Origin of the sequence: Micromonospora sp. WMMA1998, from assembly GCF_027497375.1 — a bacterium.
In the GTDB taxonomy this organism is placed as follows: Bacteria; Actinomycetota; Actinomycetes; order Mycobacteriales; family Micromonosporaceae; genus Micromonospora; species Micromonospora sediminicola.
On the sequence record NZ_CP114911.1, the window covers coordinates 3,033,284 to 3,056,467 of the forward strand.

Annotated in this window: 19 protein-coding genes; 8 read left to right on the forward strand and 11 right to left on the reverse strand. The window is 75.9% G+C overall.

The window, feature by feature from the left end:
- Positions 1–63: 63 nt before the first annotated feature.
- A complete protein-coding gene (locus O7600_RS13485) occupies positions 64–339 on the reverse strand; it encodes a DUF6412 domain-containing protein (RefSeq protein ID WP_281594147.1) in 276 nt (91 codons plus the stop codon).
- Positions 340–690: 351 nt separating this feature from the next.
- Here O7600_RS13485 and O7600_RS13490 point away from each other — a divergent pair, with 351 nt between their 5' ends.
- The 3 genes from O7600_RS13490 (at position 691) to O7600_RS13500 (ending at position 4,255) form a co-directional block, all read left to right on the forward strand.
- The gene (locus O7600_RS13490) at positions 691–1,839 is read left to right on the forward strand and encodes a glutamate--cysteine ligase (RefSeq protein ID WP_281593905.1); all 1,149 of its coding nucleotides are present in this window, start codon (positions 691–693) and stop codon (positions 1,837–1,839) included.
- Between the two features lie 41 nt (positions 1,840–1,880).
- On the forward strand, positions 1,881–3,260 hold the full coding sequence (locus O7600_RS13495; RefSeq protein ID WP_281594148.1) for an FAD-dependent oxidoreductase: 1,380 nt from the start codon (positions 1,881–1,883) through the stop codon (positions 3,258–3,260).
- A gap of 122 nt (positions 3,261–3,382) precedes the next feature.
- On the forward strand, positions 3,383–4,255 hold the full coding sequence (locus O7600_RS13500; protein WP_281593906.1) for an aminoglycoside phosphotransferase family protein: 873 nt from the start codon (positions 3,383–3,385) through the stop codon (positions 4,253–4,255).
- Position 4,256: 1 nt separating this feature from the next.
- Here the strand turns inward: O7600_RS13500 and O7600_RS13505 are convergent, their stop codons facing one another.
- A complete protein-coding gene (locus O7600_RS13505) occupies positions 4,257–5,066 on the reverse strand; it encodes a DNA-formamidopyrimidine glycosylase family protein (RefSeq protein ID WP_281593907.1) in 810 nt (269 codons plus the stop codon).
- Between the two features lie 293 nt (positions 5,067–5,359).
- Between O7600_RS13505 and O7600_RS13510 the strand changes: the two genes are divergently transcribed.
- From O7600_RS13510 to rocD, 4 genes are all read left to right on the forward strand, one after another.
- On the forward strand, positions 5,360–6,091 hold the full coding sequence (locus O7600_RS13510) for a cellulose binding domain-containing protein (RefSeq protein ID WP_281593908.1): 732 nt from the start codon (positions 5,360–5,362) through the stop codon (positions 6,089–6,091).
- Positions 6,092–6,237: 146 nt separating this feature from the next.
- The gene (locus O7600_RS13515; protein WP_281593909.1) at positions 6,238–7,035 is read left to right on the forward strand and encodes a DMT family transporter; all 798 of its coding nucleotides are present in this window, start codon (positions 6,238–6,240) and stop codon (positions 7,033–7,035) included.
- Positions 7,036–7,506: 471 nt separating this feature from the next.
- On the forward strand, positions 7,507–8,322 hold the full coding sequence (gene ddaH, locus O7600_RS13520) for a dimethylargininase (protein WP_281594149.1): 816 nt from the start codon (positions 7,507–7,509) through the stop codon (positions 8,320–8,322).
- On the forward strand, positions 8,322–9,536 hold the full coding sequence (gene rocD / locus O7600_RS13525; protein ID WP_281594150.1) for an ornithine--oxo-acid transaminase: 1,215 nt from the start codon (positions 8,322–8,324) through the stop codon (positions 9,534–9,536). The genes ddaH and rocD overlap by 1 nt, the downstream gene beginning before the upstream one ends.
- Before the next feature lie 58 nt (positions 9,537–9,594).
- Here rocD and O7600_RS13530 read toward each other — a convergent pair whose 3' ends face one another.
- The 6 genes from O7600_RS13530 to O7600_RS13555 form a co-directional block, all read right to left on the reverse strand.
- Positions 9,595–10,746, reverse strand: coding sequence for an FHA domain-containing protein (locus O7600_RS13530; protein WP_281593910.1), 1,152 nt, complete (start codon positions 10,744–10,746; stop codon positions 9,595–9,597).
- 205 nt (positions 10,747–10,951) lie between these two features.
- Positions 10,952–12,004, reverse strand: coding sequence for an acyl-CoA desaturase (locus tag O7600_RS13535; protein ID WP_281593911.1), 1,053 nt, complete (start codon positions 12,002–12,004; stop codon positions 10,952–10,954).
- Positions 12,005–12,216: 212 nt separating this feature from the next.
- A complete protein-coding gene (locus O7600_RS13540; RefSeq protein ID WP_281593912.1) occupies positions 12,217–15,633 on the reverse strand; it encodes a hypothetical protein in 3,417 nt (1,138 codons plus the stop codon).
- A 47-nt stretch (positions 15,634–15,680) separates the two neighbouring features.
- Positions 15,681–16,001, reverse strand: a complete 321-nt coding sequence (gene cutA, locus O7600_RS13545) for a divalent-cation tolerance protein CutA (protein ID WP_281593913.1) — start codon at positions 15,999–16,001, stop codon at positions 15,681–15,683.
- Positions 16,002–16,056: 55 nt separating this feature from the next.
- Positions 16,057–17,079, reverse strand: a complete 1,023-nt coding sequence (locus O7600_RS13550) for a 1-acyl-sn-glycerol-3-phosphate acyltransferase (protein WP_281593914.1) — start codon at positions 17,077–17,079, stop codon at positions 16,057–16,059.
- Positions 17,079–17,912, reverse strand: a complete 834-nt coding sequence (locus O7600_RS13555; RefSeq protein ID WP_281593915.1) for a patatin-like phospholipase family protein — start codon at positions 17,910–17,912, stop codon at positions 17,079–17,081. The genes O7600_RS13550 and O7600_RS13555 overlap by 1 nt, the downstream gene beginning before the upstream one ends.
- 180 nt (positions 17,913–18,092) lie before the next feature.
- Here O7600_RS13555 and O7600_RS13560 point away from each other — a divergent pair, with 180 nt between their 5' ends.
- On the forward strand, positions 18,093–19,520 hold the full coding sequence (locus O7600_RS13560) for a serine/threonine protein kinase (RefSeq protein ID WP_281593916.1): 1,428 nt from the start codon (positions 18,093–18,095) through the stop codon (positions 19,518–19,520).
- A 4-nt stretch (positions 19,521–19,524) separates the two neighbouring features.
- Here O7600_RS13560 and O7600_RS13565 read toward each other — a convergent pair whose 3' ends face one another.
- The 3 genes from O7600_RS13565 to O7600_RS13575 all read right to left on the reverse strand — a co-directional run bounded on the left by O7600_RS13565 (position 19,525) and on the right by O7600_RS13575 (position 23,162).
- A complete protein-coding gene (locus O7600_RS13565; RefSeq protein ID WP_281593917.1) occupies positions 19,525–20,637 on the reverse strand; it encodes a glycosyltransferase family 4 protein in 1,113 nt (370 codons plus the stop codon).
- 115 nt (positions 20,638–20,752) lie between these two features.
- A complete protein-coding gene (locus O7600_RS13570; protein WP_281593918.1) occupies positions 20,753–21,424 on the reverse strand; it encodes a BON domain-containing protein in 672 nt (223 codons plus the stop codon).
- A 136-nt stretch (positions 21,425–21,560) separates the two neighbouring features.
- Positions 21,561–23,162 (reverse strand): trypsin-like peptidase domain-containing protein, encoded by a 1,602-nt coding sequence (locus tag O7600_RS13575; protein WP_281593919.1) that lies wholly within the window; start codon positions 23,160–23,162, stop codon positions 21,561–21,563.
- Positions 23,163–23,184: the final 22 nt, after the last annotated feature.

Below are 23,184 nucleotides of genomic sequence, written 5' to 3' on the forward strand. Positions count from 1 at the left end.
CGCCTCGTGCGGGCGGCTGCTCGGCGGGGTGACCGGCGTCGGTGACGTGCTCGTCGGGTCCGGCTACGCGGCCGAGGGGCGGAGCCCGGGTGCGCGCGGACGCGGACGGCCCGGCGCGTCCGGGTCGACCTGCCGAGGCACTCCGCGGCGGCGGGCGCGGGCCCGCAGGGCGGCGGCGTAGCGCGTGCCGGGCGGCGCGGGCAGCGCACGCACCCGCAGCGCGAGCAGGGTGGCCAGCAACAGCGCGGCGGCGACCGCCGCACCGGCGAGCAGCCCGACCGGCCGGTCCGCGGACAGGGCGAGGCCATAGGCCCAGAGCCCCGTCAGCACCCCCAGCATCCCCGCCACGAACACCACCGTAGCCTCCCGTGTCACGTCCGAAGTGCCCGTTCGCACCACCTCGCCGAGCTGGCGCAATCCCCTCCCGCCCGACCCGCGCAGCCCGCACCCGCCACTACGGCGAGGTGGCCGTGTCGAAGCCCGCCTGATCCCCCCACCTCCCCGAACTGGTGCGGGGTCCTCCACCAGAGCCGGCCCGACACCGCCACCTCCCGGACCTGGAGGGATCACGGGGGCTCGAACGGGGGAACCAGGGCCGACACGCCGCCCGGGGCGTTTCCGGGCGACGACACGGTGGGTAACAGGGCCTCGACCACGCGGCACGGTGCCGTGGCGGGTCGGGAGAAAGCGGTGGTGACGATGAGCGGCTCAGTGGCGGAGCGGGAACGGAACGCCGCGCCGGGCGGAACGGACCTGCTGACGGTCGGTGTCGAGGAGGAGTTCCTGCTCGCCGACCCGCACACCGGCGCCGCCGTACCCGCCGTCGACCTGGTGATGGAGCAGGTGCCGGCCGAGCTGCGGGGCCAGGTGGAGCGCGAGTTCCAGACCAGCCAGATCGAGATCGGCAGCCCGCCCGGGCTGGAGCTGTCCTCGATCCGGCACTCGCTGGGGATGCTCCGCACCGAGCTGGCCGACGCCGCCGAGCGGGCCGGCGTACGCCTGCTCGCCATCGGCACCGGTCCGGTCGACGGCCCGGTGCCGCCGGTGGTGGACAAGCCCCGCTTCGACCGGATGATCGAACGGTTCCGGCTGCTGGTGCCCGGCCCCGGCAACAACGGCATGCACGTGCACGTCGGCATCCCGGACCCGGACACCGGTGTCCACGTGCTCAACCACGTCCGCCCCTGGCTGCCGATCCTGCACGCGGTAACCGCCAACTCCCCGTTCTCCCGGGGCGAGGACACCGGCTACGCGAGCTGGCGCTCGGTCGAGTGGGAACGCTGGCCGTCGGTGGCGCCCACCCCCTTCCTGGAGTCGCACGAGCACTACGAGCGCCTGATCCGCCAGCTCATCGCCAGCGGCGTGATGCTGGACGAGGGGATGCTCTACTGGTATGCCCGGCTCTCGGCGAAGTACCCGACCGTGGAGATCAGGATCGGCGACGTCTGCCCCTCCGTGGACGACGCGGTGCTGGTCGCGGCGCTGGTCCGAGGGCTCGTGGCGACCGCGCTGACCGACATCGCGGCCGGCCGCCCGGCGGTCAACACCGACCACCACCTGCTGGTCGCGGCGCACTGGCGGGCCGCCCACGACGGGCTGGAGGGCGAGGGCGTCGACCTCACCGACGGCGAGCTGCGCCCCGCCTGGGAGCTGCTGGACCGGCTGGTCGACCGGCTCCGCCCGGAACTGGAGCGGCACGGCGACCTCGACCGGGTGACCGACCTGCTCGGCGGGCTGCGCCGGCACGGCAGCGGCGCGGCGCGGCAGCGGGCGGTGTTCGCGCGTACCGGCCGGTTGGTCGACGTGGTCGCGGACGTGGCCCGGCAGACCCGTGGCTGAGCTGCCCGCCGGCCGGGGCCCGGCGTGACAGGATGAGCGGCGTGGCGGAGCGGATGATCGTCGTCGGCGGGGACGCCGCCGGCATGTCGGCGGCCTCCCAGGCGCGCCGCCGTCGTGACCGCACGGACCTGGAGATCGTCGCCTTCGAGCGGGGTCACTTCACGTCCTACTCGGCCTGCGGCATCCCCTACTGGATCAGCGGCCTGGTGCCGGAACGCGACCAGCTCGTGGCCCGCGCCCCGGAGGCCTTCCGCGACGACTTCGACATCGACGTCCGGATGCGGCACGAGGTCACCGCCATCGACCTCGACCGTCGCGAGGTGGTCGCGCGCGACCTGGACGGCGACCGCGAGGTCCGCGTCGGTTTCGACACCCTGGTATACGCCACCGGCGCCCGACCAGTGCAGCCGGAGTGGGCGCGCGACGACGTGGCCGGGGTGTTCGGCGTGCAGACGCTCGACGACGGCGCCGCGCTGCTCGACTGGCTCGAACGCGAGCCCCGGCCCCGGCACGCGGTGGTGGTCGGCGGCGGCTACGTCGGCGTGGAGATGGCCGAGGCGCTGGTGCAGCGCGGGCTCTCCGTGCAGCTGGTCGAGCAGGCCCCGCAGCCGATGTCGACGGTCGACCCGGACATGGGCGAGCTGGTGGCCGAGGCGATGCGGGGCACCGGCATCGGCATCCGCACCGGGCTGGCGGTCACCGGCCTGCAGGAGCGGGACGGGCGGATCGCCGCGGTGGTCACCACCGAGGGACCGATCCCGGCCGACGTCGTGGTGCTGGGTCTGGGCGTACGCCCGAACACCGCGCTCGCCGAGGCCGCCGGCCTGCCGCTCGGTCCGTCCGGCGGGATCCGGGTGGACCGCCGGATGCGGGTGCCCGGCGTGCCCGGCGTCTGGGCGGCCGGCGACTGCGTGGAGAGCCTGCACCGGGTCAGCGGCATGCCGGTGCACGTCCCCCTCGGCACCCACGCCAACAAGCAGGGCCGGGTGGTCGGGATCAACATCGGCGGCGGATACGCCACCTTCCCCGGCGTGATCGGCACCGCCGTGACGAAGGTGTGCGACCTGGAGGTCGGGCGCACCGGGCTGCGCGAGCAGGACGCGACCAAGGCCGGCTTCGAGTTCGTCACCGTGCTGGCCGAGTCGACGAACCGGGCCGGCTACTACCCGGGCGCGCAGAAGATGACCGTGAAGCTGATCGCCGAGCGACCCAGCGGACGGCTGCTCGGGGCGCAGATCGTCGGCCGCTCCGAGGCGGCCAAGCGGATCGACGCGCTCGCCGTGGCGCTCTGGAACGGCATGACGGTGGACGAGATGACCGCGCTCGACCTGGGCTACGCCCCGCCGTACGCCCCGGTCTGGGACCCGGTGCTGATCGCCGCCCGCAAGGCCGTCGACGCCCTGGCCGGCACCGGCCGGTAGGTGGGCCACCGCCCCGTCCGGATCTGACCGTCGGGCAGGTCGAGCTGCCCACATTCGATGTTCCAGGCGGCACGGCGGTCGCCCGGGTTGTCCGCGACGGCGGACACGATCAGGATGGCCGGATGCGGTGGGAGATCCCGGACGGGCTGCGCTGGGTCGAACGGACCGAGGTCGGTCGGGCCTGGCTGTCGGAGCTGCCGGGTCGGCTGGCGGACTGCGTCGCACGGTGGGAGCTGACGCTCGGCCCGCCGTTCGCGTACGCGTTCGCGTCGCTGGCCCTGCCGGCCGAACTGCCGGACGGGACGCGGGCGGTGCTGAAGCTCCAGTACCCGGACGACGACAGCGTCCACGAGGCCACCGCGCTGGCACACTGGGCCGGGCACGGTGCGATCAGGCTGCTCGCCCACGACGCCCGGCACCGGGCGCTGCTGGTCGAGCGGTGCGACCCGGGCACCCCGCTGCACGCGCTGCCCGTCGACGCCGCGCTCGACGTCGCGGTCGGCCTGCTGCCCCGGCTCGGGGTGCCGGCCGGGCCGCCGTTCACCTCGCTCGCCGAGGAGGCGGCCGGCTGGGCGGAGCGGATGCCGGGGAACTGGCGGCGGGCCAACCGCCCGTACGAGCGACGACTGCTGGACGCCGCGCTCGGGCTGTTGGCCGAGCTGGCGCCGGACCAGGGTGAGCAGGTGCTGGTCAACCAGGACCTGCACGCCGGCAACGTGCTGGCCGCCGGTCGTGAGCCGTGGCTGGTCATCGACCCGAAGCCGCTGGTCGGCGAGCGGGAGTTCGCGGTGGTGCCGCTGGTGCGCGGCGCCGAGCTGGGTCACTCCCCGGCGCTGGTGCGGCACCGGCTCGACCGGCTCAGCGCCGAGCTGGGCCTGGACCGGGAGCGGGTGCGCGGGTGGGCGGTCGGCCAGACGCTGGCCTGGAGCATCGGCGGCGACCAGGTCTTCCCCGGCCAGGTCGAGACGGTCCGCTGGCTGCTGGACGACGGGTGACTCAGCCCGCCTGGCAGGTGGGGCACCAGTAGAGGTTGCGACCCGCCAGCGTGCCCCGGCGCACCTCGGCGCCGCAGACGTGGCAGGGCGCGCCGGGACGGCGGTAGACGTAGACCTCGCCACCGTGCCGGTCGACCCGGGGCGCCCGGCCCGTCGCCTCCGGCAGGTGCGCGTCGCGCACGGTGTCGATCCGGCCCCGCTCGACCGCGCGGGTCATCAGGGTCACCAGGTCCACCCAGAGGTCCGCCCACCCGGCCGGCGTCAGGTCCCGGCCGGGCAGCAGCGGAGGCAGCCCGGCGCGGAACAGCGCCTCGGTCACGAAGATCAGGCCGGTGCCGGCCACCACGGACTGGTCCAGCAGCAGCGCGGCCAGCGGGGTGGGGCTGCGCCGGATCCGCGCGTACGCCCGGTCCGGGTCGGCGTCGGCGCGCAGCGGATCGGGGCCGAGCCGCCCGCGCAGCGCCGCCACCTCGGGCGGGGTGAGCAGCTCGCAGGCGGTGGGTCCGCGCAGTTCCAGCCAGTGCCGGTCGCTGCGCAGCCGCAGCCGCACCTGCCCGACCGGCGGCGGTGGCTCCCCCGCCCCGTCGGCGAACTTCCCGTACAGCCCGAGGTGCACGTGCAGCGTCAGCTCGCCGGCGTAGTGGTGCAGCAGGTGCTTGCCGTACGCCTCGGTGCCGTCGAGGACGGTGCCGCTGAGGCGGGCGGCACCCTCGGCGAAGCGCCCCTGCGGGCTGTCGGCGTGCACCTTGTCGCCGGCGAACAGCTCGGCGTGCCGGGTGGCGAGGCGGTGGATGGTGTGTCCCTCTGGCACGACCGCCAAGGTTAGCCAGCCGGGTCGGGCCCCGCCACGGGACGTCATTGAATCGACGCCCGTCGAATGTCAGACTGGTCGCGTTCGCGCCCGGGAGCCGGTGCGAGCCGCTCGATCCGGGGAGGGACGCGCGGGGTGGTGGGCCCACCCGGCGCCGGGCAGCTTCTCCCCCACGCCGTCCCGCTGGTCGCGCCACGGCGCAGGGCCGCGCCGAGGAGGTCGCGCGGCGGGGCCGTGACCGTCTCCCGTCCGGCGCCGGCCCGGCCCGGCGCCCGCAGTCCCAGGAGAACCCCATGGTTCGTACGTTCGGCGCGGCCCTGGCCGCCGCACTCGCCCTGACCGGCCCGGCCGCTCCGGCCGGCGCCCTCCGCTCACCCGCCCCCACGGCGGCGACGCCCACGCCCGCCCCGACGCTGACCTGCCCGCCCGCGCTGCCGGTCAGCGGGCAGGTCACCGGGGCCACCACCAGCAGTCTCACCATCACCTACTGGATGGTGCTCAGCCCACCCTGCGGCTACGACCCCCCGCTGGTCGTCAGCCTCTTCGCCAGCCGGGAGGACGCCACGCAGTGGCGCGATCCGGTGGCCGAGGCCGTCACGGGCCCGGACCGTTCCGGGTCGGTGACCGTCGGCGGGTTGACGCCGGGCACCGCCTACTGGTTCCGGTTCGGCGACACCAAGGGCGTCCGGGATCCGTACGTGATCGGCGGGCCGGCGTGGACGCTGTCGTTCTGCGCCGCGACGGCCACGATCGACAGCAGCTGGGGCGGCGGCTTCGTCGCCACGGTCACCGTGCGCAACAACGGGACCGCGCCGATGTCGGGCTGGCTCACCTCCTGGCGGTGGTCCGGTGACGAACGCGTCCAGTCGGTCTGGGGCGGGGTCGCGGAGACGGCCGGTCAGGACGTCACGGTCCGCAACGCGCCGTGGAACGGCACGCTGGCGCCGGGTGGCTCGACGACGTTCGGCCTGCTCGTGGCGACCGGCGCGGCGCCCGGCACCATCGCGCCGGACTGCCGCGGGTGACCCGGGGCGCGCGGAGCGGGCGACGGGTGTCGATTTCCGCGCGCCTGGGTACCTCTTACCTGTCATGCGCGGCCTCCGCGCCTGGATCAGGAGGTGCCATCGTGAAGATCCTGTCCCGCCGGAACCCTCCGGCGTCGAATACCGATGTGAACGGCGACGGGGTGGTGGACGCCCGCGACGGGAACACCGCCGCGGACGCGCCGGCCGACCGGCCGGTGGTGACCGACCGGGACGCCACGCAAACCACGTACCGCAGCGGCGCGACCGCCACCGAGGCGGAGCGGGCCGCCGAGGCCGACCGGGTCACGGACGCCGACCGGGTCGAGGTCGCGGAGCGGACCGGCGAGCCGGAGCGGCGGGCGGCGCAGCGGGCCGCCGCGGCGCGCGCGGTGACCCGACGCCCGTCGGGCCCGACCGCGACGCCGGTCGACCCGCACCCGGCCGAGGAGCGCACCGTCGACCTGGACGGCGACGGGCGTGCCGACCGCCCCGTCGACCCGACCGTGGCCGGCCACACGGCTCGCCCCGTCGACGCCGACGGCGACGGCCGTCCCGACCGTCCGGTGGACACCGACGGCGACGGCCGTCCCGACCGCGAGCCCGACCCGGCGCTGACGAAGAAGCCGCGGGCCAGTCTCCTCGCCACGCTCGGCCTGATCGTCTCCGTGGTCGGCGCGCTGTTCGTGCTCTCCGGCACGCTGGCCGGTTACGGCATCGGGCTGGGCGCGGTCGGCGCGGTGCTGGCCGTCCTGGGGCTGATCGCCACCCGGCGCCGGCACGTGGCCGGGAAGACCGACGCGCTGATCGGCGTGGCGGTCGGCATCGCCGCCGTGGTGCTCGGCGTCGTGGCGATGACCGGCCAGTTCGACTGGCCGACCACCGACGGCGAGTGGGTGGGCCGGCTGCGCGAGTGGCTCGACTCACAGTTTGCCGATCGGTTCTGACGGGCACATTTCCGATCGCCGGCGGCGCCGGCGGCCCGACCAGCTCCGGTGGTTCACCGGCCGGGCACAACCTCTTTCGGGGGCGGCGGTTCGCCGCCCCCGAAGTTGTGTCCTGGGCCGCCCTCGCGGGCCTCGGACAGGTGGTCACCTGAGAGCGACATACCGGTGAGTCATAATCATGACCGAGCGGTATATGCCTGCTGAGCCATGTAGTCCCAGCACGCTGTCACGGACAGTCACGCGGCGGGCCAGGACGAGATCCCGCCGCCTCCCGCGGGCACACCCCGCACCGCCACTCAGCGTCAGCGCAACGATCTTTCGTCAGCGACCCGTTCAACGCAACGATCCGACGCCGCACGCACGTTTTCACGGTGGATGTCGTCGTACCGGGGCGCATAACGTTGGACCACGGCGCCAGCCCGTGGGCCGACCGTGGCCGGGCGCGCCCGACCCTGGGAGCACGACATGACGATGGACGCCACCCGCCAGCGCTTCCTCATGTGCCGGCCGACGTACTTCGCCGTCGACTACGCGATCAACCCGTGGATGGACCCCACCGCCCCGGTCGACGCCGACCTGGCGATCCGGCAGTGGGAGCAGCTCCGCCGGACGTACCTCGACCTGGGGCACGAGGTCGAGCTGATCGACCCGGTCGCCGGGCTGCCGGACATGGTCTTCGCCGCCAACGGCGGCACCGTGATCGACGACAAGGCGATGGCGGTGCAGTTCCGCGACCCGCAGCGCGCCGACGAGGCGCCCGCCTACCGGGCCTGGTTCGAGGCCGCCGGCTTCGAGATGCACGACCCGAAGCACGTCAACGAGGGCGAAGGCGACGTCCTGCTGGTCGGCGACCACCTGCTCGCCGGCACCGGGTTCCGCACCGCGCACGCCTCGCACGCGCAGCTCCAGGAGGTCTTCGGCTACCCGGTGGTCACCATGCAGCTGGTGGACCCGCGCTTCTACCACCTGGACACCGCGCTCACCGTGCTCGACGAGCGGACCGTGGCGTACCTGCCGGAGGCGTTCTCCCCGGGCAGCCGGGCGGTGCTGCGCCGCCTCTTCCCGGACGCGATCCACGCCACCATGGCCGACGCCGAGGTGCTGGGCCTGAACGCGGTCAGCGACGGTCGGCACGTGGTGCTGCCCGCGCAGGCCACCGACCTGGCCGCGAAGCTGCGCGACCGGGGTTACGAGACCATCGGCATCGACCTGTCCGAGCTGCGCAAGGCCGGCGGCGGACCGAAGTGCTGCACGTTGCGACTCCGTCAGGGAAAGGCGAGCAAGTGATCATCGACGACATGCTGCGGACTCCGTCCGCGGTCCGGGACGCGGAGCGTCACACGGCGCACAACTACCACCCGCTGCCCGTGGTGATCTCGTCGGCCGAGGGTGCCTGGCTGACCGACGTGGACGGCCGCCGCTACCTGGACTGCCTGGCCGGCTACTCCGCGCTGAACTTCGGCCACCGGCACCCGAAGCTGATCGAGGCCGCGCACGCGCAGCTCGACCGGCTCACGCTGACCAGCCGGGCGTTCATCCACGACCAGTTCGCCGACTTCTGCCGGGAACTCGCCGCGCTCTGCGGCAAGGAGCTGGTGCTGCCGATGAACACCGGCGCCGAGGCGGTGGAGACCGGCATCAAGGTCGCCCGCAAGTGGGGCTACCAGGTCAAGGGTGTGACCCCGGGCCAGGCCAACATCGTGGTGGCGGAGGGCAACTTCCACGGCCGCACCACGACGATCGTCAGCTTCTCCACCGACGAGGACGCGCGGGCCGACTTCGGGCCGTACACGCCGGGCTTCACCGTGGTCCCCTACGGCGACCTGGACGCGCTCACCGCGGCGATCGACGAGAACACGGTGGCCGTGCTGCTGGAGCCGATCCAGGGCGAGCAGGGCGTCGTGGTGCCGCCGGAGGGTTACCTGCCCGGCGTGCGCCGGCTCTGCACCGACCGGAACGTGCTCTTCATCGCCGACGAGATCCAGTCCGGCCTGGGCCGCACCGGCCACACCTTCGCCTGCGACCACGAGGGCGTCGTCCCGGACATGTACCTGCTGGGCAAGGCCCTCGGCGGCGGCATCGTGCCGGTCTCCGCGGTGGCCGCGAACACCGACGTGCTCGGCGTGCTCAAGCCCGGCCAGCACGGCTCGACCTTCGGCGGCAACCCGCTGGCCTGCGCCGTCGCCACCGAGGTGGTCCGGCTGCTCGCCACCGGCGAGTTCCAGCGCCGCTCGGCCGAGCTGGGTGAGCGGCTGCGGACCGGGCTGGAGGCGCTGCTCGGCAAGGGCCTCGTCGCCGTCCGCGTCCGCGGCCTCTGGGCGGGCGTCGACATCGACCCGGCGCTGATGAGCGGCCGGGAGGCCTGCGAGCGGCTGATGGAACGGGGGGTGCTGGCCAAGGACACCCACGGCTCGACCATCCGCCTCGCCCCGCCGCTGGTGATCACCGAGGACGAGATCGACCACGCGGTGGCGCAGCTCGCCGCCGTGCTGGCCGGCTGATTCCGTACGCGACAGGGCGCCGGGACCACGACGGTCCCGGCGCCCTCGCGTGCGCCGGTCAGGGGCGCGGCAGCCGCATCGCCATGGTCGGCGCCTCGGCCATCACCGAGTTCGGGGTGTAGGTCGCGTCGCTGGCCATCTCGCCGGCGCGGCCGACCTGCACGCCCGGATACAGCTCGATCAGGTCGCCCTCGCTCAGCACCCGGGACTGCTGTGGCGGCAGCGGGATCCGCTCCGTCTCGACCATGGACCCGCCCGGCCGCACGCCGGAGCCGTTCGTGCTGGTGTCGGTGACCACCACCTCGCCGCCCCGACCCAGCGTGAACTGGACGTGGCTGCGGCTGATCCAGCGCCGGGCCTCGTCGTTGAGCCACTGGCCGAGCGTCACCCCGCCCGGCCCGTCCGGTGCCCGCCCGACCGCCACCGGCTCGGTCTCGGTGAGCGCGAATCGCCGCCGCACCAGCCCGCCGATCCGCACCGCCAGCACCTCGCTGCGCGGACGCGGCCCGCCGTCGGAGAGCCGGGCGCCGTGCCGGGGACACGTGGGCACACCGGTGCGCAGCGTGGGCGGCGGCTGCTCGGCCGGGGCACGGTCCACCGCGGCCAGGTCGGCGAACGCGCCACCGCCCCCGCCACCGCCGAACAGGGCGCACCCCGGCTCGGGGCAGCGCCACTGCCGGGAGAGGACCTTGACCCCGGCCGGCGAGCGGCTGCCCGTGGTCGGGTCCTGCCCGCCGCCGACGTGCGCGATGAAGACCGGACCACCGGCGCCGGGCACCGGGGCGAGCACCCGTCCGGCCTGGCCGAGCCACGGGTAGCGGCCGACGAGCCCGTCCAACCGGGCCCGGGTGAGCACCGGCAGACCGAGCAGGTCGGCCACCTCCAACATCCGGTCACCGGGCTGGTCGAGCACCTCCACCAGGCCGTCGTCGGCCCAGCGGCGGACCACCATCCGCTCGTTGGAGGTCAGGTCCGCGTCGGACAGCAGCGCCCGGTGCACGATCGCGTAGACCGGAACGCTGTCCTCGCCGATCTGCCGGGACAGGGCGTCGATCACCATGCCGAGCCGCAGCAGGCTGGCCGGCCGGCCACCGTCCAGGTTCTGCCAGCGGATGACCTCGGCCAGGTCGACCACGGCCCGGGCCAGCGAGGGGTCGGTGCAGACCCGCCCCTCGATGGCGTCCAGCACCTTGCTGATCTCGAATCTCATGCCGCGCTCCGCACGATGTCGTCGCCTGACCCGCCCGGGGCGATCCGCCCCGCCGGGCCGCGCGCCACCACCGTGGCGCGTCGTCCCACCATGCGACGACCCTACCGGCCGCTCCCGACGGCGGCCCGGTGCCGCCCGCCCGGAAGGGGCGCGCGCCACGGCAGGGGACGTCCCCCCGACGCCCCCTGCCGTGTCTCCCCCCGACTCAGCCCGCCCGCAGCGGGCGGCCCGCGTCGTGCAGGTGCGCCAACGCCTGCCGGTACGACTCGACCAGCCCGGTCTCCGCGTACGGGACGCCCTGTTCGGCGCAGTACGCCCGGACGAGCGGCCGGGCCCGGCGCAGGTTGGCGCGGGGCATGTTCGGGAACAGGTGGTGCTCGATCTGGTAGTTCAGGCCGCCCAGCGCCAGGTCGACGACGCGGCCGCCGCGCACGTTGCGTGAGGTGAGCACCTGCTTGCGCAGGTAGTCGAGGTCGTCCTCGGCGGTCGGCATCGGCATGCCCTTGTGGTTGGGGGCGAACGCGCACCCCATGTAGAGGCCCCACAGTCCCTGGTGCACGGCGGCGAAGACCAGCGCCTTGCCCGGGGACATCACCGCCAGGAGCAGGCCGACGTAGCCGACGCCGTGCGCCGCCAGCAGCAGCCCCTCCACCGCCCGGTGCCGCACCGGGACGCGCCACCGGCCGTCCGGCTCCCGGCCGGTCAGCGCCCGGACGCTCGCCACGTGCAGCGCCAACCCCTCCAGCAGCAGCAGCGGGAAGAACAGCCATGCCTGTCGGCGGGCCATCCACCGGCTCAGGCCCCGGGTGGCCCGCGCCTGCTCGTGCGTCCAGACCAGCGCGCCGGCGCCGACGTCCGGATCCTCGTCGGTGTGGTTCGGGTTGGCGTGGTGCCGGTTGTGCTTGTCCACCCACCAGCCGTAGCTGAGCCCGACCGCCAGGTTGCCGGCGACCAGGCCGGCCACCTCGCTCGGCCCGCGCCGGCGGAACATCTGCCGGTGCCCCGCGTCGTGGCCGAGGAACGCCACCTGGGTGGTGGCCACCGCCATTCCGACCGCCAGCGCCGGCTGCCACCAGGAGTCACCGACCGCCGCCACCAGCGCCCAGCCGGCCAGGAAGGCGCCCAGGGTGAGGACGATGCGGACGGCGTACCGGCCGGGCCGCCGGTGTAACAGACCCGCCTCGGCGACCCGGCGGGACAGGCGCGCGTAGTCGCTGCCCCGCCGCGTCCCCGGTCCCGCCACCGTCGAAGTGCTCATGCGTGTGTCGCCCCCCGGTGCCGCGAGCCGCGCACGCCGCGCGACTCTCCGTGACCGATCCTCCCGACCCGACCACCCGGAGTTAATCCCGCACACCCCCCGATCCCCGGTGGTGCTACCCCCACCCGTCCCGTCGATCTTGCACTTCCGGCCCGCCTTAAGTCGGGAGTACCCCTTTGGCCTGGGCCACAAGTGCAAGATCGACGGAGGGGTCAGGTCAGGCGGCCGACCAGGGTGCGCAGGCGGGCCAGGTCGCGGCGGCGGCGCTCGTAGGTGGCGGCCAGGGCGATCAGCAGCACGCCGCCCAGCCCGAGGAAGATCCAACGGGGCAGCAGGTCCCAGCCCCGGGCCAGTTCGTGCAGCGCCAACGGCACCAGCGTGGCCGCGCCCAGCACCACCGGGGCCTGCCAGCGCCGGACCGCCCCGCCGAGCACCACCCCGAGCGCCACCAGCCCGAGCGCCAGGCGACGCCACGGCTGCGGCTCCCCGGACGCCAGCACCGAGACGAGGCTGGGCAGCAACGCCGCGCCGAGCCCCGGGCCGAGCGCCAGCCAACTGGTCAGCCCCGGCCGGTGCCGCAGCGCCACCAGACCGGCGGCGAGCGCGAGCACGGCCGCCGGCACCGTGTACGCCTCCAGCACCGTCACCCCGCCGGCGCCGAGCAGCAGCCAGCCGCCGAACAGTTCACTTGCCGCCGCGCCGCCCGCCAGTGCCCGCCGCCCGGCCGGCGTCTCGCCCCGACGCAGCACCCGCAGCGCGACGGCCGCCCCCCACAGCACGCACACCGCCGCCGCGTGGCGCAGCGAGTCGACGGTGAGCAACAGCGCGAGCAGCGCCACCGCCTGGGCCGCCGCCTCCAGCGCCGGCACCCCGAACGCTCCGCCGCGCAGCGCCGGCACCGCGTGCAGGGTCACCGCCGCCACGGCCAGAACCGCGAACCCGGCGGTACGCAGCGGCAGCCCGGCCGCCAGCGACGCGGTGAGCGCGAAGCCGGTGGCCGAGGCCACCGCACCCAGCCAGCCGGCGAGCCGGACCGCGGCCGGGCGGCCCGTCACCCCGGCCACGGCACCGGACACCACGAGCGCGCCCAGCCCGGCGAGCGTCCCGGCGCGGGTGGCCAGCAGGCCACCGAGACCGGTCACCACCAGGACCGTCCCCAGTGGCGTCAGCACGGCCGGCAGCGCCGGACGCGGGCCGGCCGACGCGGCGGCCAGCAACGCCACGAGCCCGGTCCCGAACGCCAGCGCCGGCACCACCGGCCAGGGCGCGCCGGCCGCCGCCAGCAGCACCGGCAGGGCCGTCGCGGCGAACGGCGACGCGGCCAGCACCGGCAGCCGCCGGCTCCCGCCCGGCGAAGCGACCCGGGTGTACGCCGCAGCGGCGACGCCCAGGAGCAGCAGCACCAGCCCGGCCCGGGCCGCCTCCCCCGGCGCCGCCGGACCGGCGGGCACCCCGGACCAGGGCCGGACCGGCAGGTCCACCAGCACGGCCAGCGCCACCGGCAGGGCGACCAGCAGCGCGAGCCCGGCCAGCGCGAAGCCGACCGCGCGCGGGGCGGGTGCCGGTCGGGCCCCGCCACCGGCGGCCAGCGCCAGCAGCACACCCGTCACGGCGTAGAGCCCCACCGGTTCCGCGCCCGGCCCGACCAGCGGCCCGAGACCGACGCCGGCGAGCGTGACGGCCAGCCCCGCCGAGGCGTACCCGCTCAGGTCGGGCCAGGTGCGGCGGACCACCAGGACGGCGACCACCGGCACCACGACGGCGGCGGTCGCGCCCCGCAACTGCCACCAGGGCGGCGCGCCCAGGCCGAGCAGCGCGACCGCCACCCCGGCCGGTACGGCGACCAGCGCCACGGCCAACGCGACGCCGCCGACCACCGGCTGCGCGCCCCGGCCGCGCCGACCGAGCGCGGCCACCGTCACGCCCAGCGCGGCCGACACGGCGAGCACGGTGCCCGCCCCGGCCGGCGCGGCGCAGCCCACCAGCAGCGCGTGCCCGAGCAGCACCGCGCCGGTCGACGCGGCGACCGGAACGACGACCCGGCCCGGGCGCGGGCGGGCCACGGCGGCCAGCAGCAGCGCGGCGGCCACGACCAGGTCGACGACCAGCACCAGCGGCCACGGCGTCGCGGCCGTCGCCGGCAGGGCGAGGCCGGTCAGCCCGGCGGCGACCGCTCCCACCAGCGGCCGGGCGGCCCGGGGCGTCAGCAGCGCGACCGCGCCGGCGGTGAGCAGCAACGCCGGCGGCAGCTGCCAGCCCCAGGACGGGCCCGGCGCGGTCCGGCCGCCCTGCCAGGCCGGGAAGGCGACGGCCGCGCTCGCGGCCGCCACCAGCCCGGTGAGCACGACGGTGACCTGCCCCAGCCCGGCGGCCACCGCGAGGGCGCCCACCTGGGGGCCGGTCCGCAGCCCCGCCGGCACCGCCCGGACCGCCCCGGCCAGCACCGCCACCGTGAGCCCGGCCGCGAGCAGCAGCAGCCCGGGACGCATCTCGGCCACCGGCCGCAGCAGCGCGACCGCGAGCACCGGCGCCAGCAGGCCGGCGGTCACCGCCCGCCAGAGCCGCCCGCCGGCCGCGACCGCGCCGGCGACCAGGGCCAGCGCGACCACCAGCAGCGGGCCGCCGGCCAGCAGCGGCGTGCCGGCGGCCCGGCCGAGCGCCAGCGGCACCAGCGCGCAGCCGGCCGCCAGGGCCAGCGCCGCGCCGTGCCCGACCCAACCGAGCACCTCGCCGGCCAGCACCGCCCCGGCGGCCGACCCCCCACCGGCGCGGGCCCGGCGACGCAGGGCGACCACCACCACGAGGTCGCCCAGCGCCAGCGCGGTCAGGACCAGCGCCCAACCCGCCGGGCCCGGCCGGGCCGCCGCCACGGCCAGCGGCAGCACCGGCTGCGCGGCCAGCCACGCCGCGAACCACGGCCCGGTGAGGCGGCTGAGCCGTCCGTACCCGGCGGCCACCAGCGCGGCGGCCGCCGCCACCAGCGCGGCGTACCGGCTGCCCGGCCAGCCGGCCACCCCGAACAGGTTCACCGACCAGGCGGCGTACCCGTCCAGGATCACCAGGAGCAGACCCACCGCGGCGATCGTCTCGGCGGTGCCGCGCAGCCCGCGCGCCCGGGCCACCAGCGGCGCGGCGAGGGCGACCACGGTGACCGCGAGCAGGATCAACGCCCGACCGGCCACCCCGAACGCGGCCCACGCGACCGCGGTGAAGACCACCGCGGCGGTGCCGAGCAACAGTCCACCCAGGACGAAGAGCAGGCCCTGCACGGCCCGGGTGGAGGTCTCCGCGCCGCCGGGCCGGGCCGGCGCGACGGGCGGCAGCGGCCGTACCGCCGGCGGCCCGGCGACGGCCGGCGCCGGCGCGGCGACCGGACGCGGCGCGGGGATCTCCAGGCGGATCCGGGCGGCCAGCGCCGCCCGGGCCTGCCGGACCGTGGAGAGCCGGCCGGCGAGATCCTGGTACGCGGACCGGGCCGCCTCGACCCGCGGGGTCAGCGCGGCGATCTCCCGGTCCAGCCGGACCACCTCGGCGGCGGGCGGGTACGGCGGGCGGCCGCAGCCGCGGCATCCGGCGACGAGGTCGGCCGGGGCGCCGCAACCGGGGCAGGGGTAGCCGGTGTTCTCCACCCCGCCAGCGTCGTCGCCCCCGGGGCGGGCCGACAGAGTAGGCGTACCTAGGGCCGGGTGTGCTCGCGTACCCAGGCGGTGTAGTCGGGGTTGCCGCTGTCCTCGCGGCTGACCAGGATCTCCGGCACCTCGTACGGGTGGTTGACGCGGAGCTGGTCGACGAGCGCGTCCACCCGGTCCGGCGCGGTCTTGAACCGCACCGACCACTCGGCGGTGGTCTGGATCGCCGACTGCCACCAGTAGGTGCTGTCCACCGGCCCGCCGACCTGGGCACACGCCGCCAGTCGGCCGGCGACGGCGGCAGCCGCCAGGACGTCCGCCACCCCGCGGGCGTCCACCACGGTCGTCACCACGCAGATCTGCTCCACCAGCGCACCCTACGCGGACGACCGCGCCGCCGCCGCGCACCGCGCGGTAATCCGGTCAGGCGTCGGTTGTGCCGTCCCGGTTGGCCGCGACCCACCTGTCGATGCGGCCCCACCAGTCGAACAGCCAGTCGACGCGTTCCTGCTTGCCGGCCGGGATCTCCTCCGGTGGGACGGACCAGAACCGCATCACGATCCGCTTGTCCATCGGCAGCTCACGCCACACGTCCGCGACGGTGAGCATCTGGTCGAGCCCGGTGTGCGCCACGAAGATCACCCCGGCGTCCGGCGCGGCGTCGAGCGCGGCGAGCAGCCCGCCCGGCTGCGGGGCGAGCACGTGCTGCATGCGCTCGGCGCGCAGTGCCATCCGCTCCAGGCCGAGCGACCGCAGCCGGGCGATGGCGCGCAGCCGGCGCGCCGGGGTGAAGTTGCCGCCCTCGGGGAAGATCACAAAGGCGTCGTCGTCGTCCAGGCCGGTGGCCAGGTGGCCGATCTGCCGGACCGCCGAGTCCCGGCCGTCCGCGCCGGGCGCGATGAACCGGTTGGGCAGCCGGTTGAGCAGCACGTCGATGGCCGGATCCCACTGGAGGCTCTCCTTGAGCACGATCCGGGGCTCCCGGTGGAACCAGTTCACCAGCGCGTGGATCAGGATGAACGAGTCGCCGGGCCCGGCGTGCCGGCAGAGCACCAGCTCGGGCCGGCCGGGCAGCGCGGTGTCCGGGTCGGTGCCGACCACGTCGATGCTCAGCCGCAGCGTCCACCGGGCCTGCCAGAACAGCACCCGCAGGAACCGGCCGGCGACCACGTAGTGGGCCCGCTGGAACGCCGGCGACCGCTTGTACGCGCCGAAGCCGGAGGCCACCCAGAGCAGGAAGAGGGCGAGCAGCGCGGCGGCGTCCCAGACCAGGTAGACGGCGCCGATCCAGAGCAGACGCAGCGGGCGCAACCGCCCCGGCACCAGGGGCGACGCGGCCAGCGCCAGCAACGCCCAGACCGGGAGCGTGGTCACCACGGCGACGGCGAGCAGCACCACGCCGGGCGCGAGCAGCAAGCGGCGTAGCCAGCGGGGTGGCAGCGGCATCAGCGCTCCAGCGCGGTGTCCAGGTAGCGGCGCGAGGCGGTGTACGCCCGGCTGATCCGCCGCCCCACGGCCGCCATGTCCCGGTACGCCCACGGGCTGTCGTCGCGCGGGTCCAGACCGCCGGTCGGCAGCACGTGCACCGCGACGCCGTCCGGCAGCGCCGCCATCTCCCGGGCGAACCGGTGCCGGCGGGCGATCTCGAACGCGACCTGGGCGATCTCCCAGGGCCGGCGCGGTGGGCTCAGCTCGCGTTCGATCCGGCCCACCTGGAGCACGAAGATCTGCGTCGCGCCGGCGGCCACCGCCTCGCCGACCGGGATCGAGTTGACCACCCCGCCGTCGATGTAGTGCTGCCCGGCGATCTGGGTGGGTGGCAGCAGCCCCGGCACCGAGGCGGACGCGAGCACGGCCGGCACCAGCGGGCCCTCACTGAACCAGTGCTCGGCGGCGCGCTCGATGTTCGCGGCGCAGCAGCGGAACGGCACGGCCAGGTCGGCGAACGTGGTGCCCTCGCCCAGCTCGCTCTCCAGCAGGCGCCGCAGCGGGCGGGGCGAGTGCAGGTGGGTACGCGCGGCGAAGCGGCGCAGCTGCCGGGCGACCGAGTCGCCGTACACCTCGCTGGCCTCCGGGGAGGCCCAGAGGCGGACCAGCCGGTCGGTGACCGCCTCGGTCGGGTCGGCGGCCACCAGCGCGCCGTTGACCGCGCCGATCGACGTGCCGAGCACCAGGTCGGGTCGGATCCGGTGGCGGAACAGGGCCCGCAGCATGCCCACCTCGACGGCGCCGAGCACTCCCCCGCCGCCGAGCACGAACGCCACCGGACCACCTGCCATGCCGTTCATCCTGGCACGCGGCCCACAGCCCGGCCCGTCGGTGGCGGCGGGGCCGACCACGGCCGTCACGGACGGTCAGCGGGGGCGCGCGGGGCGCGATCCGGGATCGGACGGCCGTTGACAGGTCGGACACATTCCCGCAACCTGGTAGCGCTCCCGAGCCCAGGCAGGTGCGAGGTGATGGCGACACTGCAGGCCGGCCGTCTGCTGGCCCGGCGGTACCGGCTCATCGACCGGATCGGCGCCGGCGGCATGTCGGTGATCTGGCGCGCCCGTGACGAGGTGCTCGACCGGGTGGTCGCGGTCAAGGTCCTCGCCCCCTCGCTCGCCGCGGACGCCCGGTTCCGGGACATGGTGCGCGAGGAGGCCCGCTCCGCCGCCCAGCTCGACCACCCGCACGTCACCGCCGTGCACGACTACGGCGAGACGGTGGCCCCGGACGGCTCGATCACCTCGTTCGTGGTGATGGAGCTGCTCAGCGGCGAGGAGCTGGAGCACCGGCTGACCGAGGGGCCGTTGCCCTGGCCGGCGGCGGTGGAGACGGGCGCCCAGGTGGCCGAGGCGCTCGCCGCGGCGCACCGGCTCGGCATCGTGCACCGGGACGTGACCCCGGCCAACGTGATGATGACCGGCAACGGCGCCAAGGTGCTCGACTTCGGCATCGCCACCCGGATCGGCGCGCCGGACGAGGACGAGGACGGCGGCACGTTCGGCACCCCGGCGTACGTGGCGCCGGAACGGCTGGACGGCGCCCCGGCCCAGCCGGCCACCGACGTCTACTCGCTGGGCGTGCTGCTGTTCGAGACGCTGACCGGCCAGCCGCCGTACCCGGCGGACACCTGGGAGCAGCTGAGCGCCGCGCTGGCGGACAGCCCGCCGCCCACGTTGGACGGCGTACCCGGGCTGCCCCGGCCGGTCGCGGAGATCTGCCTGCGCTGCCTGGACCGGGACCCGCGCCGCCGGCCGACCGCGCACCGGGTGGCGGCCGTGCTCCGCGACCAGCTGCTGCCCGCCGACCCGCAGGCCGCCACCATGCTGGCGCCGACGATGACCCTGCCCGCGGTGCCCGCTCCCCCGCACGCGACGACGGCGACCGTGGCTGCGGCGCCGACAGGACCCGCGCCGCACCGGCGGCGGGCGCTCGCGTGGGCGGGGGCCGGCGTGGCGGTGGTCGCCGCCGCCGCGCTGCTGGTGCCCGCGCTGACGCCGGACCGGCCGAGCCACCCCGAGGTGCTGCCGACCACCGCGCCGGTGCGGGTGCCGTCCAGCGCGCCGCAGGAGGCGGCCGGAACCCCGTCCACCGAGCCGGCGCCGCCGGCCGCCACCGTCGGGCCGACCGCTCCGGCCGGCGACCCGGCCGACGCGGCCGAGCGGGTCGACGGGCTGATCGCGGCCGGGTTGGCGGAGGGGCAGATCCGCGACGACGTCGGCGTCGACCTACGCAACCTGCTGCGCAACGCGGTCGCCGCCGACGAGGGCGAGGTGACCGCCGCCGTGGACCGGCTCCGCGGCAAGATCGCCGAGCGCCGGCGCGAGGGCAGCATCAGCCCCGGGTACGCGCGGCAGCTCGACGCCGCCGCCGCGCGGCTGCTGGCCGGGCCGACCTGACCGGTCAGCCGGCGACGACCGGGGTGACCGCGCGCGGGCGTTCGGTGGTGGCCCGGGCGGCCAGGAAGCCCCGGTACACCGCCTCGTGGTCGGCGGCCATCCGTTCCACCGAGAAGTTCTCCGCGACGTGCGCGATGCAGTCGGCCGGGTCCAGGCCGGCCGCCGCCCGCAGGGCCGCCGGCAGCTCGTCGGCGTGGTCGCAGACCAGCCCGGTGACGCCCGGTCGGACCAGTTCCGGCACCGCGCCCCGGCCCAGCGCGACCACCGGCGTACCGGTCGCCATCGCCTCCACCATCACCATGCCGAACGGCTCCGCCCACTGGATCGGCATGATCAGGCAGCGCGCGTCGAGCAACAGCCGGAGCGTGGCCTCGCGGTCCGCGTTCACCACCAGCGTGACGTCGGAGTCCAGCATCGGCTCGACCACCTGTTCCAGGTAGCGGCGCTCGGCCGGCTCGTGGCACTTGCCGGCCAGGGTGAGCGGCAGCCCGGCCGCGCGGCAGGCCCGGATCGCCACGTCCGGGCCCTTGTCCGGGCTGAACCGGGCGAGCCAGAGCACCGGCCCGGCCCCGGGCGACCGCTTGCGCGGGACGTCCCGCAGCGGCATCGCGTTGTGCACCGTGCCGACCCACGGCAGGCCCGGGTTGGCCCGGCGCTGGGCGTGCGAGATCGCGATCAGGCCCACGCCCCGGTCGGTGTTGCTGAGCACCGTGCCGTACTCGCCGACGGGGTTGCCGTGCACCGTGGCCACGGTGGGGACGCGGCGGCGGCCGGCCACCATCGGGCCGATGGTGGTGTGGTCGTGCACCAGGTCGAAGTCGGCCGGGTCCACCAGGCGGTCGACGTGGGCCAGGTGGGCCAGCTCGGGCAGTGACTCGCCGAGCCGGTCGTACTGCAACTCCGCGCAGGTGGAGACGAAACGGGCGTTCGTGCCGTGCTCCGTGCCCGCGCCGAACAACGTCACCGCGTGCCCCCGGTCGATCAGCGCGTCGACCAGCCCGGCCACCAGCGTCTCCAGCCCGCCGTACCCGGGTGGCGGCACCGAGAGCCACGGCGGCACCACCATCGCGATCCGGAGAGGTCCGGTCCACGCGCGGTCCGGCTGGTCCACGGCCACGAGCCCTCCCCGTTGGTCCCCGGCGTACCCGATCGGCGGCGGGTTCCCGACCCGACCGGCGGTAAACGGCGGCGCCGCCGGCCATCGGCCGACGTCGACGACGGGCGGTCGACGCTCAGTCGGTCACCACGATCCCGACGTGCACCTCCCGTACGCCGGGCAGGGCCCAGGCCGCCCGTTCCGCCTCCTCCCGCTGCCACCAGGCGCGCACCACGCCGGCGAGCACCACGGTGTCGCCCTCGACCCGGGCGTCGACACGTTTGGTCCCGGTCCGCCGGATGAGCAGGCGGCGCAGGTCACGGCGGTTCTGCTCGTCGCTGGGCGGAGTCGGCGGGCGCACCTCGACCAGGTTGGTCACCCCGCGTACGCCCCGCAGTCGGCGCAGCTCGCGTTCGGCGGTCCGACGCTGGAAGCCGTACTCCACCTCGCCGCGGAGCATGACCCAGCCGTCGGCGACGGTCACGTCCAGCCGCTCGGCCGGCACGAAGCTGTCCCACTCCAGCGCCCGGCTGGCCGCGATCGCGATGTCGGCGTCGGTACGCCGGTCGGTGGCGGGCAGGTCGACGTCGAGTTCGCTGGCGACGGCACGCACCCCGCGTACCCGGTGCGCGCAGCGCTCGGCCGCCCACCGCCGGGCGTAGCTGTCGACCTGACCGGTGAGCGTGACCACGCCCTCGGCGACGGTCACGCCGATCTCGGTGGGCCGGGTCTGCGCGTCCCAGTCCAGCTCGGCGAGGACGTCCCGCTGGATCTCCTGGTCGGTGCGCGCGGCGACGGTGGTGGTCATGCCCCGAGGGTGCCGCCGGTGGGGGTGAGCCCGGCTCACCCCCACCGGGTGAGGCGCGGAAAAAGGGCGGCGGGTGACGGAGCCAACCCCCTTGGCTCCGTCACCCGCCGCCCGGGAGGGAGGCAGGTCTCGCGGACTATGACGTCTCGGCGAGCGTCACGGTTGCCGTCTCGGCCGATCCGTTTCGCTTGTACTGGACCTCGACCCGGTCGCCGACCTTGCCGGCCTGCACGGCGCCGACCAGATCGTTGGAGTCGTTGATCACCGTGTCGCCGAACTTGGTGATCACGTCGCCCCGCTGGAGCCCGGCCTTCTCGGCGGCGCTGCCCGGCGTGACGGCGGCGACCAGGGCGCCGCCGTCCTCGGCGGCGTTCACGCTGACCCCGAGCGACGGGTGGCTGACCTTCTCGCCCCGCTGGAGCTTCTCGGCCACGTCCTTGGCCTTGTTGCTCGGGATGGCGAAGCCGACACCGATGTTGCCGTTGCTGCCCTGCCCGGCGGTGGCGATCGCGGTGTTGATCCCGATCACCTCGCCCCGGGTGTTGACCAGCGCACCGCCGGAGTTGCCCGGGTTGATCGGCGCGTCGGTCTGCAGCAGCCCGGAGATCGAGCTGGCGCCCTGCTGCGGGTTCTGCTGCTGGCCGCCCTCGCCGGCGGCGATGGTGCGGTCGCGGGCGCTCAGGATGCCGGCGGTCACCGAGCCCTGGAGGCCGAGCGGGCTGCCCAGGGCGAGCACCTGGTCGCCGACCTGCATGGCGTCGCTGTCGCCGAACTTCGCCGCCTTCAGGCCGCTCACGCCGCTGGCCTGGACCACCGCGAGGTCGGTCTTCGGGTCGGTCCCGACGATCTTCGCCGTGGCGGTCTTGCCGTCGGCGAAGACCACCTTGACGGTGTCCCCGCCGGCGGAGGCGACCACGTGGTTGTTGGTCAGCACGTACCCGTCGGCGCTGAGGATCACCCCGGAGCCCTCACCGCTGCTCGTCATGATCGTGACGATGCTGTCCTGGACCGCAGCCGCGATCTTGGGCAGGTCGGCGCTGTTGATCACCGGGGCGGCGGAGTAGGTGCGGGTGACGCCGCCGCCGTCGTCGAGTGCGAGGGCCAGCGCGCCGCCGGCCACGCCCGAACCGAGCATCAGGGCCAGCGCCAGCGCGCCCGCGCCGACGAACTTGCCGGCCCGGCTCGGCCGCGCCGGCTGCTGCGGGCCCCACGGCGGGACCGGTTGCCCGGCCTGGTGCGGGTACTGCTGGTGCGGCTGGGCCTGGTAGGTCGGCACCGGGCCACCGGAGTGCGGCGACGACGGGTAGCCGGCGCCGCCCTGCTGCGCCCAACCACCCTGGTGCTGTCCCCCGTACCACGGGTAGGGCTGCTGCGACGGCCCGGAGACCGGGTAGGGCGGGGCGGACGGCGTCGCGGCGGGCGGCCCGTACGGGTTGCCCGGCGAGCCGGCGGGGGTGCTCTGGCCGCCGTGGGCGGACGGGTCGGCCTGGGCGCCTGAGGCGACCGGCGCGTCCGGGCCGGGCCGGGTCGCCCACCCCGACGGAGTCGGCGTGTGGGAAGAGCCGGCGTGGGCGGCGGTTCCGGCGGCCGGGGAGTCGGCCGGAACCGGCGCGGCGGCCGGGTTGGTGGTGGAGTCCGACGTCCCGCTCTCGACGCGGGGCAGCTCGGCGGTGTGGTGCGACGGCTCGGCGTCGGCGGGGGCCGGCGACCGCTGCGGATCGGTCTCGTGCTCGGTCATGACACCAGCTTTCCCCGTGGCA